This is a genomic window from Streptomyces sp. SudanB182_2057 (genome assembly GCF_964272715.1).
In the GTDB taxonomy this organism is placed as follows: domain Bacteria; phylum Actinomycetota; class Actinomycetes; order Streptomycetales; family Streptomycetaceae; genus Streptomyces; species Streptomyces rubradiris.
The window spans coordinates 6,974,346-6,987,371 of the sequence record NZ_OZ186798.1 but is presented as its reverse complement, the minus strand read 5'-3'; the positions used below and the strand labels follow the sequence as shown (position 1 = coordinate 6,987,371).

Genomic DNA, 13,026 nt, shown 5'->3' with positions numbered 1-13,026 from the left:
GCGGGGGAGGCCCGTTGTCAGTGCCGGCTGCGACGATGAGGCCATGCCCCGCCTTCTCCGCCCGTTGCTGCGCGCGACGACGTACACGCGCCTGCTGCATCTGTGGGTGCCGATGCTGGTGGTCAGCGTCTGGCTCTTCATCGACCCGTCCACCCCGTGGATGCCCGCCCTGTTCCTCGTCCCGCTCGGTCTGGTGCCCGCCGTGCGGCGGGGCGAGGGCGTGCAGGCGCGGCTGATGCTCACGCCCGGTGAGCCGGACCCGGGCATCTCCGAGGCACCGGCGGCGACCTGGCGGGACCGGCTGCGTACGGTGCTGTGGCTGGAGCTGCGGATGGGGCTCGGCGCCGTGGCCGTGTTCGCGTCCGTGTGGCTGCCCGGCAGCGCGTACGAACTGGCGCGGTGCGCGTGGGGTGCGCCGACGGCCGGGATGCCGTTGCTGGAACGGCTGCCGTCGCACCGCGCCTGGGCCCTGCTGACGCCGCTGCCGCTGCTCGTCCTCTACGGCGCGGTCGTCGGGCTCGGCGAGCTGATCACGGCCGCCGCGCGCAGGCTGCTCGGGCCGTCGGCGGCCGAGCGGCTGGCCGCGCTGGAGCAGCGCACCGAGCAGCTGCTGGAACGCACCCGGATCGCGCGGGAGTTGCACGACTCGATCGGGCATGCCCTGACGCTGGCGGTGGTGCAGGCGGGCGCCGCGCGCGCGGCCGGTGATCCGGAGTTCACCGACCGGGCGCTGACCGCCATCGAGGACACCGGCCGGGCCGCGCTGGAGGACCTGGAGCGGGTGCTGGGCGTGCTCCGGGAGGCCGAACGGCCGCTGAGCGCACGGCCCACGCTGGCCGACGCCGGCCGGCTGCTGGAGTCGGCGCGGGCCTCGGGCGCGAAGGTCGACGCCGAGGTGACGGGCCCGGTGGAGGCCGTGCCGGGACCGGTGTCCCGGGAGGGCTACCGCATCCTCCAGGAGGCCCTCACCAACGCACTGCGGCACGCGGGTCCGGTGCCGGTGCGGGTCCGGGTCGCGGTCACCGACGGCACGCTCGCCCTGGAGGTGCGCAACCCGCTGCCGGGCGCGATACCCGGCCCCGGGCGGGGCAGCGGTCTGCGCGGCATACGGGAGCGGGCGGCACTGCTCGGCGGCTCCGCCGTCACCGGCCCCCAGGAGGGCGACTGGCGGGTGCGGGCGGAACTTCCGCTGGGGTGATCTAGGCTGGCCGGATGCCGGTCACCGTCCTGCTCGTCGATGACGAACCCCTGGTTCGCGCGGGTCTGCGGGCCGTGCTGGAGGCGCAGCCCGACATCGAGGTGGTGGGCGAGGCGGCCGACGGCGCGGCCGTCATCCCGCTGGTGCGCCAAGTGCGGCCCGACGTGGTCGCGATGGACGTCCGGATGCCGTTGATGGACGGCATCGAGGCCACGCGCGCGGTGCTGCGCACGGTGCCCGATCCGCCGAAGATCCTGGTCGTCACCACCTTCGAGGACGACGAGTTCGTGTACGAGGCGCTGCGCGCGGGTGCCGACGGGTTTCTGCTGAAGCGGGCCCGCCCGGCCGAGATCGTGCACGCGGTGCGGCTGGTCGCGGCGGGAGACTCGCTGCTGTTCCCGGCCTCCGTACGGCGGCTCGCCGCCCGGTACGGCGACGGCGGGCGGCCGGCGCGGGCCGCGGTGGAGCGGGCCCGGCTGACCGAGCGGGAGGCGGAGGTGCTGCGGCAGATGGCACGCGGGCTGTCGAACGCGGAGATCGCCGCCCGGCTGGTGGTGAGCGCCGAGACGGTGAAGTCGCATGTGAGCGCCGTCCTGGCCAAGCTCGGCGCGCGCGACCGCACGCAGGCGGTGATCGCGGCCTACGAGTCGGGGTTCGTGGAACCGGGCTGAGCGGGCCGCGACCGCGCGCGCGACCCGGCACTCGCCGGGGTGCCCCCGGCCGAGTACGATCCGGCCAATACGCCCGCGAGCTGGGAGGACGGACGGTGGGGCAGCTGACCGGCGGCGATCCCTCGCTGCTGCGAAGGATCAATTCCGCGGTGGTGCTGCACGCGCTGCGCGCCACGGACTGCGCGACGCTCACCGAGATCACCCGGGTCACCGGACTGTCCCGGCCGACCGTCGAGGGCGTCGTGGAGGGGCTCATCGAGGCCGGTCTGGTGGTGGAGACGGCGGCCGACGAGGGGGGCGCACGCCGGCAGGGGCGGCCCGCGCGGCGGTTCCGGTTCCGGGCCGAGGCGGGGCATCTGCTGGGCCTGGAGATCGGGCCGCACCGGGTCGCCGCGCTGCTGTCCGACCTGGACGGCCGGGTGCTGGGCGCGCAGGCCAAGGAGATCGGCGCGGGCGCCCCGGCGGACGAGCGGCTCGACCGGCTGCGCGGCGCGGTCGCCGAGCTGCTGCGCCGGGCCGGGGTCGCACGCGGTTCGCTGCGCGCGGTGGGCGTGGGCACGCCGGGCATCGTGGAGGCGGACGGCACGGTACGGCTGGGCACGGCGCTGCCCGGGTGGACGGGGCTGCGGCTCGGGGAGCGGCTCGGCCGGTCCTTCCGCTGCCCGGTGCTGGTGGAGAACGACGCCAACGCGGCGGTGCTCGCGGAGCACTGGAAGGGCGCGGCGGCCGAGACGGACGACGTGGTGTTCGTGCTGGCCGGGCTGAGTCCCGGGGCCGGTTCGCTGATCGGCGGGCGGCTGCACCGGGGCTACGGCGGGGCGGCCGGGGAGATCGGCGCGCTGCATCTGCTGGGCCGGGAGGCGAAGCCGGAGGCGCTGCTGTCCACCACCGACGAGCCGCTGCACCCGCTGGACGAGCAGGCGGTCGCCGAGGTGTTCGCGCTGGCGCGCGGCGGCGATCTGCGGGCGCGGGCGGCCGTGGAGCGGTTCATCCAGCGGCTGGTGCACGACGTGGCCGCGCTGGTGCTGGCGCTGGATCCGGAGCTGGTCGTGATAGGCGGCTGGGCGGCCGGTCTGGACGGCGTCCTGGAGCCCCTGCGCCGCGAACTGGCCCGCTACTGCTTGCGTCCGCCCCGGGTGACCCTGTCGGTCCTGGGCGAGGCGGCGGTGGCCACGGGGGCGCTGCGGCTCGCGATGGACCACGTGGAGGAGAAGCTGTTCACCGTGGACGGCACGGTGACGCGCCGCTGAGCCCGGCCACCGGGGCGAAGGCCGAGGGCGGGCACGGCGTGGGCACGGGGCGCTGGGGCCGGGCGGGGAGTGGACGCGAGGCGCTGGGGCCGGGCACGAGGTGAGCACGGGCCGCTGAACCCGCCCACGGAGTGGGCGCGCGGCGCTGAGCCCAGGCGCGGCGTGGGCGCGAGGCACTGAGCCCAGACGCGAGGTGAACGCCAGGCACTGAACTCAGCGCGGAGTGGGCACGGGCCGCTGAACCCGCCCTCGGAGTGGGCGCGCGGCGCTGATCCCGGGCGCGGCGTGGGCACGGGGCACTGAGCCCACCTGCGGAGAAGGTGTGCGGCGCTGAACCCGGCCGCACAGTGGGCGCGAAGGGCTGGGCCCGGGCGTGGTTCGGGCGCGGGAGTGCGTACCGCCCCGGCACTGTCCTCGCCGCACCCGGCCACGTGGAAAGCGCGGGCCGGATGCTTCGCAGGGGCCTGGCCGAACCCGGCGTCGAAAGCCTTGGCGGCGGTGGCGCCCCGGCAGAACGCGGGCGTGCCATGGGCGCGGCGACCGGCTCGGCGGTGCCCTGGCCTGACCCGGTGTGCCGAGAACGCCGGGCGGGCCGGACCCGGCCGCACAGTGCGCGTACGGGTCGGGCCGCCGTCCGGGCCGCGGAGGTCTTGGACGCCGGGCCGTAAGGCGGTCGCGGCCCCGCGCCGGAGAACTTCCTGGCCGGATTCAGGAGGCCCGTTGCCGCGGGTCGTGGTGTATCTCCACGCCCGCCGAGTCGCCGAAGGTGAGCCGGCAGGTGTCGGCGCGGTAGGTCGCCACCGACAGGGCGGCGGTGCGGCCCTGGGCGAGGAAGCGGGTGGTGACGACGAGCACCGGGGAGCCGGGGAGCCGGTCCAGTGCCCTGGCGTCGTCCGCGCGCGCAGAGCCCAGCTCGACCGCGCGGTCCTCTCCCTCCAGGGGCAGGTGCTGAAGCTCCCGCAGCACCGCACGCGCGCGTGCCGCGCCGGACGGGGCGTCGATCGCGGTCAGGCCGGGCACCGAGGCCGCCGGGATGTAGAGCAGTTCGGTGGCGACCTGCTGGCCGTGGGACATCCGGGAGCGGCGCACGGTGTGCACGGGTTCGTCCGCGCCGGTCTCCAGCGCGGCGGCGACCGCGGCGGGCGGCGCCGCCTGGGCGCTGTCGACGGGCTGCCAGGCGTCTCCGGCGGCGCCGGGCCAGACGTGCTGCCGCGTGCCGACGGCCACGCCCACGCGCGGGGGCGCGACGGTCGTGCCGACCCCGCGCCGGCGCTGGAGCCGGCCCTCCAGCTCCAGCTGTTCGAGGGCCTGGCGGAGCGTGGCGCGGGCCACGCCGAAGCGGGCGGCCAGGTCGCGCTCGTTGGGCAGGATCTCGCCGACCGAGAACTCGGAGTCGAGTGCCTCGCTGAGCACGGTCTTGAGATGCCAGTACTTCGGTTCCGGTACCGATTCCAGCTGCGTCGTCCCCACCCTGTCCTCCGCGAGAGCCGTGGTCCGGCGGTTTTTGGCGCCCTTGTTTATTAAAGGTTGTTGCACTTCTCTGCGACCATAGGGCGGCGCTCACCCTTGGTCAAGACCAATCCTCGGCCGCCCCGCCGGTATCCGGACCGTCGGCAGCGAAGCGTTCACGAGGCGTTCGCGCGCACCGGTGTGTGTGACATCGCGGCAAAGCTCCCGTCGTACGGCGAGGACGTCCGGGTACGGCGAAGCCCCCGCCGGGGCGACGGGGGCACGCGGGTGAGGGGGCTCAGCGGGTCGCGAGGTGCCGGAGTTTGTCCGGGTTGCGGATGATGTAGACGGATGTGATGCGGCCGTCGGCGATGTCCACCTGGAACAGGCTGTCGGGCTTGCCGTCGGCCAGGATCAGCAGGGCGGGGCCGCCGTTGGTCTCCAGGACGCGGTAGGTCCGCTCGGCCGGGGCGTTGCGCGCGGCGCCGACGAGGAAGCGGCCGACCTTGTCGGCGGTGTGCAGGACGCGCACCGGCGCCTTGGCCTTGCCGCCGCTGTCGCCGACCAGCCGGACGTCCGGGGCGAGCAGGGACATCAGCCCCTCCAGGTCGCCCTCGCCGGCGGCGGCGAGGAAACGCTCGGTCAGTTCCCGGCGCCGGGTGGGCTCGACGTCGTAGCGGGGGCGTCGTTCGGCCACGTGCCGGCGGGCCCGTCCGGCGAGCTGCCGTACCGCCGGCTCGGTCCGCTCCAGCAGCGTGGCGATCTCGGCGTACGGGTAGCCGAACGCCTCCCTGAGCACGAACACCGCCCGTTCCAGCGGGGACAGCGACTCCAGGACGACGAGGACGGCGAGGGAGACGGTGTCGGCGAGCACGGCGCGGTCGGCGGAGTCGGGTGCGGTGTCGGCGAACTCGGTGAGGTACGGCTCCGGCAGCCAGGGGCCGACGTATGCCTCGGCGCGCCGCTGAGCCTGGCGCAGCCGGTCGATGGCCAGCCGGGTGGTGACGCGCACCAGATAGGCGCCCGGTTCGCGGACCTCGTCGCGGTCGGCGTGGTACCAGCGCAGCCATGCCTCCTGGACCACGTCCTCGGCGTCGGCGACGCGGCCGAGCATGCGGTAGGCGACCCCCATGAGCAGGGGCCGGTGTTCTTCGAAGACGTCGGTGGCGGGCTGTGCGGTCACCTGCCCATCCCATCGTCACCCGCCCGCCGGTGTCCACCCGGTATCGGGGCCGGTGCCCGCGAAGGGCTACCCGCCGGTAGGCGATTGCTGACAAGCTGTCTACGGCGTCCGTCGGCAGCACAGACGAGGAGCACCCCCATGTCCGCCACCGTCTCCTTCCAGGTCCCCGCCCCCCACGGCCCGGGCGAGGTGACCGTGTCCTACGCGCGCGTGGGCCGCGGCGAACCGCTGGTCCTGCTGCACGGCATCGGCCACCACCGGCAGGCCTGGGACCCGGTCGTGGACATCCTGGCCACCGAGCGCGAGGTGATCGCCGTGGACCTGCCGGGCTTCGGCGCCTCCCCGGGCCTGCCGCCGGGGCTGGCCTACGACCTGCCCACCACGGGCGCCGTGCTCGGCGCCCTGTTCGAGGCGCTGGGCCTGGACCGCCCGCACGTCGCCGGCAACTCGCTGGGCGGCCTGCTCGCCCTCGAACTGGGCCGGGAGAAGCTCGTACGGTCCGTCACGGCCTTGTCCCCCGCCGGTTTCTGGTCAGAGGCGGAGCGGCGGTACGCCATCGCGGTGCTGCTCGGGATGCGCGGCATCGCCCGGCGGCTACCGCCGCCGGTGGTGGCGGGGCTGTCCCGGACGGCGGCCGGCCGCACCGCGCTGACCAGCACCATCTACGCCCGCCCGGCGCGCCGTTCGCCGGAGGCGGTGGCCGCCGAGACGCGCGCGCTCGCGACGGCCACCGGCTTCACGGCGACCCTGCGGGCGGGCGCCACGGTCCGGTTCACCGACGCCGTGCCGGGCCTTCCGGTCACGGTGGCCTGGGGCGCCCGGGACCGGCTCCTGGTGCCCCGCCAAGGCGTCCGCGCCAAGCGGATCGTCCCGCACGCCCGCCTGGTCCGGCTGCCCGGCTGCGGTCACGTGCCGATGAACGACGACCCGGCGCTGGTGGCGCGGGTGATCCTGGACGGCAGCCGCTGACGCGCGACTGAGGAGCGGGGCGGGGCGGCGCGGCCGGGCGGAGAAGCCCGGCCGTCCGCCGTCGCGCGCGGCGCCGACGGACCGGCCGGCGACGGGAGTTCACCCGCGGTTCGCGTGCGCGCCGCGCCGCCCCAGTAGGTGTGGCTGCGCACACTGGCCGGATCCCGTCCCTGGAGGCGCAGCCATGTCCCACCGTCCGCTCCCGGACCGCCGCAGCGTACTGCGCGGCTCGCTCGCCGCGTCGGCGGCCCTGACTCTGCCCGCCGGCCTCGGCGCGGCCCCGGCCTTCGCCCGCTCCGGCCGCCCCGTGGCGGGCTGGGGGGTGCAGGCCGGTGACGTGACCGCGGACTCGGGCCTGGTGTGGGTGCGTGCGGACCGGCCCGCCCGGATGATCGTGGAGACCTCGGCCACCGAGTCGTTCCGCAACCCGCGCCGCTGGCGCGGCCCGCTGCTGGGCCCCGGCACGGACTTCACCGGCACCACCCGGCTGCACGGCCTGCCGTCCGGCGAGCAGATCCACTACCGCGTGTTGCTCGCCGACCCCGACGACCCGCGCCGCACCGGCGAGCCCGTCACCGGCACCTTCCGCACGGTCTCCCGGCGCCGCCGGGACGGCGTGCGCTTCCTGTGGTCGGGCGACCTGGCCGGCCAGGGCTGGGGCATCAACCCCGACCGCGGCGGCTACCGCATCTACGACGCCATGGCCCGGCTGGACCCCGACTTCTTCCTGTGCAGCGGCGACAACATATACGCCGACGGCCCGATCCCCGAGACCCAGGCGCTGCCCGGCGGCGGCACCTGGCGCAACCTCACCACCGAGGAGAAGTCCAAGGTCGCCGAGACCCTGGCCGAGTTCCGGGGCAACTTCCGCTACAACCTGCTGGACGCCAATCTGCGCGCGTTCAACGCCCGGGTGCCCTCGGTCATCCAGTGGGACGACCACGAGGTGCGCAACAACTGGTACCCGGGCGAGGTGATCGCCACGACCGACACCCGGTACACCGAGAAGAGCGTCGACGTCCTCGCCGCGCGCGCCGAGCGGGCGTTCAGCGAGTACTTCCCCATCCCCACGCTGCGGCCGGGCGCGAAGGAGGGCCGCGTCCACCGGGTGCTGCGCCAGGGGCCGCTGCTGGACGTGTTCGTGCTGGACATGCGCACCTACCGCAACGCCAACTCGCCGGACGACCAGACCACCGACCCGCAGGGCATCCTCGGCCGGGAGCAGCTGGAGTGGCTCAAGCGGGAGCTGGCCCGCTCGCGGGCGGTGTGGAAGGTGATCGCCGCCGACATGCCCATCGGTCTCGTCGTACCGGACGCGACGGAGGGCCGGCCGAACTTCGAGGCGGTGGCCCAGGGCGACCCCGGCGCGCCGCTCGGGCGCGAGCTGCAGATCGCCGAGCTGCTGCGGTTCGTCAAGCACCGGCGGATCACCGGCACGCTGTGGCTGACGGCGGACGTGCACCACACCTCGGCCCAGCACTACCAGCCGTCCCGGGCCGCGTTCACCGATTTCGAGCCGTTCTGGGAGTTCGTCTCCGGGCCGCTGAACGCCGGCGCGTTCCCGGCCAGCCCGCTGGACGGCACGTTCGGCCCGGAGCGGGTGTTCGTGAAGGCGCCGACCGCGTCCAACGTCTCCCCGGCCGGCGGCTACCAGTTCTTCGGCGAGGTGGACATCGACGGGGACAGCGGCGAGCTGACGGTGCGGCTGCGGGAGCAGGACGGCGGTGTGCTGTTCAGCCGGACGCTCCAGCCGGGCCGGGTCGGCCAGTAGGCGGACCGGCGGGCCGGAGCGGGGAGGGTGACCGGTCGGCCGTAGAAAGCGCAACAAATGGGACGGAGCATGCTTTTACTCGTCGGACACAATCAGTTCGTGATCGCGCAACACCCCTCCTGCACAGTGGCCGCATGACTCCAGAGATGCCTGATGTGACCCGGGCCCGGCACGGACGGCCCGTGCACCACTGGCGGCGGGACGTCGTCGAACTCGCCGCGCTGTTCACGGCGGTGGCCGTCGCGGACGCGGTGGCCAACCTGATCGGGCACGGGCCGGACGGGCCGGCCCTGCTGGTGATCTCGGCGATCGTGCTGGCCGCGACGGCGGGCTTCCACGTGTGGTGGTCACGCCGCCACGGACACGCGCCGCCCGTGAGCGATACCGGTGCCCGGCCGGCCGCCGAGACGCGGCCGGCCGGGCCGTCCGGACAGCCCGGCGCCCCGGAGGCCGCTCTCCCCGGCCCCGGCACGCTGTGGCGGATGCGGACGACGGTGAAGGACGAACCGGGCTCCCTGGCCGCCCTGTGCACGGCGCTCGCCGGGCACCGGGTGGACATCCTCAGCCTCCAGACCCACCCCCTGGCCGACGGCACGGTGGACGAGTTCCTGCTGCGGGCGCCGGGCACGCTGACGGCGGCCGGCCTCACCCGGGCGGTCGCGCTGGCCGGGGGCACGTCCACGTGGATCGAGCGGGCCGACGCCCACGATCTGGTCGACGCGCCGACCCGGGTGCTGGGCCTGGCCGCCCGTACCGCGCTGGACGCCTCCGAACTGCCGCTGGCTATAAGGCAGTTGCTGGGCCGGTGCACGATCCGGTCGCTGCCCGCCACGCCGGCCGGCGGGGGCCGGGGCCCGCTGCCGGTGCCCGCCGAGGGGGTGTTGGAGGACACCGTGATGCGGCTGCCGGCGCCCGAGGGCGGGGTGCTCACCGTGGAGCGGCCGTATCTGCCGTTCACCCCGACGGAGTTCGCGCGCGCCCGGGCGCTGGTGGAGCTGGACGGGCGGCTCGGGCCGCGGATCCCCCGCGGACAGGACGTGCTGACGCTGCCCGAGGGCGACGACATCACGGTGCGCCGGGTCGACACCGGGGACCTGGCCGCGGCCAGGGCGATGCACGACCGGTGCTCGCCGCGGACGCTGGGGCTGCGCTACCACGGCCCGGTCGGCGACGCGGACCGCTATCTGAACCATCTGCTCAGCCCCCGCTTCGGCCGCACGCTGGCCGCGCAGACCGCCTCCGGCCGGATCGTCGGCCTCGGGCATCTGCTGTGGGACGGCGACGAGACCGAGGTCGCGCTGCTGGTCGAGGACGAGTGGCAGCGGCGGGGCGTCGGCGGTGAACTGCTCGGCCGGCTGGTCGGGATGGCGGCGGAGGCCGGGTGCGCGAGCGTGTACGCCGTGACCAAGGCGTCCAACACCGGCATGATCGCCGCGATGCGCGCGCTGGGCCTTCCCCTGGATTACCAGATCGAGGAGGGCACCCTGGTCATCACGGCCCGCCTGGACACCCCCGGGCACTCCTCGGCCTCCTCGCTCGACCCCACCGCCGACCGCCGCCTCACCGACCCGGCCCACCGGGACTGAAGGCCGCCGGACCGCCGGAACGGGCCCCCGCGCGATCATCCCCGCGGGGGCCTGCCCTCCCTCGGCCCACCGCCTCCCACGCCTCCCACGCCGCCCTCGCCCCCCGCCGTCCGCCGTCCGCCGTCCGCCGTCCGCCGTCCGCCGTCCGCCGTCCGCGCGGAACGCCCGGTGCTGCCGCCCGGCCACGCCCAGAGCTGAATACCGACGTACCCGGGTGACGCGGAGATCCCCGGCGTACGAGGATGGGCCGCATGTCCGATACCCAGATCCCGCTGCCCCGTCAGGTCGCCGACGCCTATGTGGACGACCTCATCGCCCTCGATCCGGTCACCGGCACCTTCCTCGGTGTGCGGGAGAGTTCGAGCAGGCTGCCCGACTACTCGCCGGACGGCTGGGACGCGCAGGCGCGGCTGGCCCGGGACACGCTCGCGCGGCTGGACGAGGCGGAACGGCGGCCCGGCGCCGACAGTGACGTGGAGCGGCGCTGCGGGCGGCTGCTGCGGGAGCGGCTGACCGCCCAGCTCGCGATGCACGAGGCCGGTGAACACCTGCGCGAGGTCGGCAACATGCACACGCCCGGCCACGCGGTCCGGGAGGTCTTCACCCTCACCCCGGCGGAGACGGAGGAGGACTGGGCGGCGATCGCCGAGCGGCTGCGCGCGGTGCCGGAGGCGTTCGCGGGCTACCGCGCCTCGCTCGAACTCGGGCTGGAGCGCGAGCTGTTCGCGGCACCGCGGCCGACCGCCACGTTCATCGGCCAGCTGACCGAGTGGGCGGACACCGGCGAGGGGCGCGGCTGGTTCGAGGACTTCGCCGCCGCGGGCCCCGAGGCGCTGCGCGCGGAACTGGACGAGGCGGCGCGGGCGGCCACCGGTGCCGTGGCGGAACTGCGGGACTGGCTTCGCCAGGTGTACGCGCCGGCCGTCGAGGACGCCCCGAATGTGGTCGGCCGGGAGCGGTACGCGCGTTCGGCCCGCTACTTCAACGGCACCGACCTGGACCTGGACGAGGCGTACGCCTACGGCTGGGCGGAGTTCCACCGGATCCTCGGCGAGATGCGCAAGGAGGCGGAGAAGATCCTGCCCGGCGCCGAGACGCCGTGGGTGGCGCTCGCGCACCTGGACGAGCACGGGCGGCACATCGAGGGCGTGGACGAGGTCCGCGACTGGCTCCAGGGCCTGATGGACCGGGCGATCGAGGACCTGGACGGCACGCACTTCGAACTGGCCGAGCGGGTGCGCCGGGTGGAGTCGCGCATCGCGCCGCCCGGTGGCGCGGCGGCCCCCTACTACACGTCCCCGTCGGAGGACTTCTCCCGGCCCGGCCGCACCTGGCTGCCCACGATGGGCCTGACCCGCTTCCCGGTCTACGACCTGGTGTCGACCTGGTACCACGAGGGCGTGCCCGGGCACCACCTCCAGCTCGCGCAGTGGACGCACGTGGCGGACAGCCTCTCCCGCTACCAGGCGACGGTGGGCATGGTCAGCGCCAACGCCGAGGGCTGGGCGCTGTACGCGGAGCGGCTGATGGACGAACTGGGCTATCTCGGCGACCCGGAGGAGCGCCTCGGGTATCTGGACGCGCAGATGATGCGCGCGGTGCGGGTGATCATCGACATCGGTATGCACCTGGGGCTGGAGATCCCGGCCGACTCCCCGTTCCACCCGGGCGAGCGCTGGACCCCGGATCTGGCGCAGGAGTTCTTCGGGGCGCACAGCAGCCGTCCGGCGGACTTCGTGGAGAGCGAGCTGACCCGGTATCTGACCATGCCGGGCCAGGCGATCGGCTACAAGCTGGGCGAGCGGGCCTGGCTGCTGGGCCGGGAGCGGGCGCGGGCGCGGCACGGCGCCGCGTTCGACCTGAAGGCCTGGCACATGGCGGCGCTGTCCCAGGGTTCGCTCGGCCTGGACGACCTGGTGGACGAGTTGTCCCGGCTGTAACCACCCCAGACAACACGGCGGCGGCTTTGGGGGCGCGCGTCAGCGCCGGAAGCCGCCTTCGGAGTTGACGACCTCGCCGGTGATCCAGCCCGCCTCGTCGGTGGCCAGCCAGGCGATGAGGCGGGCGGGGTCGTCGGGCGCGCCCCAGCGTCCGGCGGGGAACCGCGCGGCCACCTCCGCGTGCGCCTCGCCGGTGGCGTAACCGGTGTCCACGGGGCCGGGGTTGACGGCGTTCACCGTGATCCCCCGGTCGGCGAGCGCGGTGGCCAGCGAGCGGGTGACGGAGGCGAGGGCGCCCTTCTGCAGGGCGTAGGCGATCTCGCCCGGCATGCCGCCGCCGAGGTCCTGGCCGGAGGTCATCAGCACCACGCGCCCGCCGGGGGCGTCCCCGGCCGAGGCGGCGCGCGAGCGGGCGTACGCCTGGACGAGCAGCAGCACCGAGCGGGTGTCCACCGCCCAGTGGGCGTCCAGCATCGCGGCGTCGATGTCGTCCAGGGTGCCGTCGGAGCCGCTGAGGGCGTGGTTGGCGACGAGGATGTCCAGGCGGCCGAACTCCTCGGTCACGGCCCGCACCAGCCGGGCCGGTTCCGCCGGGTCGGCCAGGTCGCCGGGGCCGGAGACGACCCGCGCCCGGGGGTCGGCGAGCGCCTCGCGCACGGAGCCGGCGACGGCGTCGGGGCTGTCGGCACCCCAGGGCATGGCGGCGTCGTGCGGTACGTGGTGGTGCAGGTACACGCTGGCTCCGTAGGCGGCCAGCCGCCGGGCCACGGCGTGCCCGATCCCGGCCCGCCGGGAGGCACCGGTGACGAGCGCGGTCCGGCCGCGCAGGGGCAACGGGTCGCGGCGCAGTTCGGCAGGAGTGGTCACGGCCGTTCACCTTAGGGAGCGGGTGCGGGGCGCGCGAGCGGATTTCGGGGGACGGCGCCGGCCGCCGCGCCCGCGGCGAGCAGGCCCGGCGCGGCACCGGCGATGCCGGTCGCCCCCGCGGCGGAGGCGGAGGCGGCCGAGG

General features: G+C 75.4%; 10 protein-coding genes. 7 read left to right on the top strand and 3 right to left on the bottom strand.

Annotated features, from left to right (window positions below; translation table 11 throughout):
- Positions 1-43 precede the first annotated feature (43 nt).
- The 3 genes from ACSURM_RS31065 (at position 44) to ACSURM_RS31055 (ending at position 3,119) form a co-directional block, all read left to right on the top strand.
- Positions 44-1,198 (top strand): sensor histidine kinase, encoded by a 1,155-nt coding sequence (locus ACSURM_RS31065; RefSeq protein ID WP_436959080.1) that lies wholly within the window; start codon positions 44-46, stop codon positions 1,196-1,198.
- A gap of 14 nt (positions 1,199-1,212) precedes the next feature.
- Positions 1,213-1,869, top strand: a complete 657-nt coding sequence (locus ACSURM_RS31060; protein ID WP_436959079.1) for a response regulator — start codon at positions 1,213-1,215, stop codon at positions 1,867-1,869.
- A 95-nt stretch (positions 1,870-1,964) separates the two neighbouring features.
- Complete coding sequence (locus tag ACSURM_RS31055; RefSeq protein ID WP_436959078.1) at positions 1,965-3,119, top strand: ROK family transcriptional regulator; 1,155 nt, start codon at positions 1,965-1,967, stop codon at positions 3,117-3,119.
- A gap of 708 nt (positions 3,120-3,827) precedes the next feature.
- On the opposite strand, the gene ACSURM_RS31050 is transcribed toward ACSURM_RS31055, so the two are convergent.
- Both ACSURM_RS31050 and ACSURM_RS31045 read right to left on the bottom strand, forming a co-directional pair.
- Complete coding sequence (locus tag ACSURM_RS31050; RefSeq protein ID WP_436959077.1) at positions 3,828-4,589, bottom strand: GntR family transcriptional regulator; 762 nt, start codon at positions 4,587-4,589, stop codon at positions 3,828-3,830.
- A gap of 277 nt (positions 4,590-4,866) precedes the next feature.
- Positions 4,867-5,751 (bottom strand): RNA polymerase sigma-70 factor, encoded by an 885-nt coding sequence (locus ACSURM_RS31045; RefSeq protein WP_436959076.1) that lies wholly within the window; start codon positions 5,749-5,751, stop codon positions 4,867-4,869.
- Between the two features lie 138 nt (positions 5,752-5,889).
- Here ACSURM_RS31045 and ACSURM_RS31040 point away from each other — a divergent pair, with 138 nt between their 5' ends.
- The 4 genes from ACSURM_RS31040 (at position 5,890) to ACSURM_RS31025 (ending at position 12,017) form a co-directional block, all read left to right on the top strand.
- On the top strand, positions 5,890-6,720 hold the full coding sequence (locus ACSURM_RS31040) for an alpha/beta fold hydrolase (protein WP_436959075.1): 831 nt from the start codon (positions 5,890-5,892) through the stop codon (positions 6,718-6,720).
- 184 nt (positions 6,721-6,904) lie between these two features.
- On the top strand, positions 6,905-8,491 hold the full coding sequence (locus tag ACSURM_RS31035) for an alkaline phosphatase D family protein (protein WP_436959074.1): 1,587 nt from the start codon (positions 6,905-6,907) through the stop codon (positions 8,489-8,491).
- A gap of 134 nt (positions 8,492-8,625) precedes the next feature.
- On the top strand, positions 8,626-10,077 hold the full coding sequence (locus ACSURM_RS31030; RefSeq protein WP_436959073.1) for a GNAT family N-acetyltransferase: 1,452 nt from the start codon (positions 8,626-8,628) through the stop codon (positions 10,075-10,077).
- A 251-nt stretch (positions 10,078-10,328) separates the two neighbouring features.
- A complete protein-coding gene (locus ACSURM_RS31025) occupies positions 10,329-12,017 on the top strand; it encodes a DUF885 domain-containing protein (RefSeq protein ID WP_436959072.1) in 1,689 nt (562 codons plus the stop codon).
- A 39-nt stretch (positions 12,018-12,056) separates the two neighbouring features.
- Here ACSURM_RS31025 and ACSURM_RS31020 read toward each other — a convergent pair whose 3' ends face one another.
- Positions 12,057-12,884: an SDR family oxidoreductase gene (locus ACSURM_RS31020; protein ID WP_436959071.1), complete on the bottom strand. Its 828-nt coding sequence runs from the start codon at positions 12,882-12,884 to the stop codon at positions 12,057-12,059.
- Between the last annotated feature and the right edge of the window lie 142 nt (positions 12,885-13,026).

Coding starts and splice junctions, on each gene's coding strand:
- ACSURM_RS31025 (WP_436959072.1), top strand. CDS start 10,329: ATGTCCGATACCCAGATCCCGCTGCCCCGTCAGGTCGCCGACGCCTAT.
- ACSURM_RS31030 (WP_436959073.1), top strand. CDS start 8,626: ATGACTCCAGAGATGCCTGATGTGACCCGGGCCCGGCACGGACGGCCC.
- ACSURM_RS31065 (WP_436959080.1), top strand. CDS start 44: ATGCCCCGCCTTCTCCGCCCGTTGCTGCGCGCGACGACGTACACGCGC.
- ACSURM_RS31035 (WP_436959074.1), top strand. CDS start 6,905: ATGTCCCACCGTCCGCTCCCGGACCGCCGCAGCGTACTGCGCGGCTCG.
- ACSURM_RS31040 (WP_436959075.1), top strand. CDS start 5,890: ATGTCCGCCACCGTCTCCTTCCAGGTCCCCGCCCCCCACGGCCCGGGC.
- ACSURM_RS31060 (WP_436959079.1), top strand. CDS start 1,213: ATGCCGGTCACCGTCCTGCTCGTCGATGACGAACCCCTGGTTCGCGCG.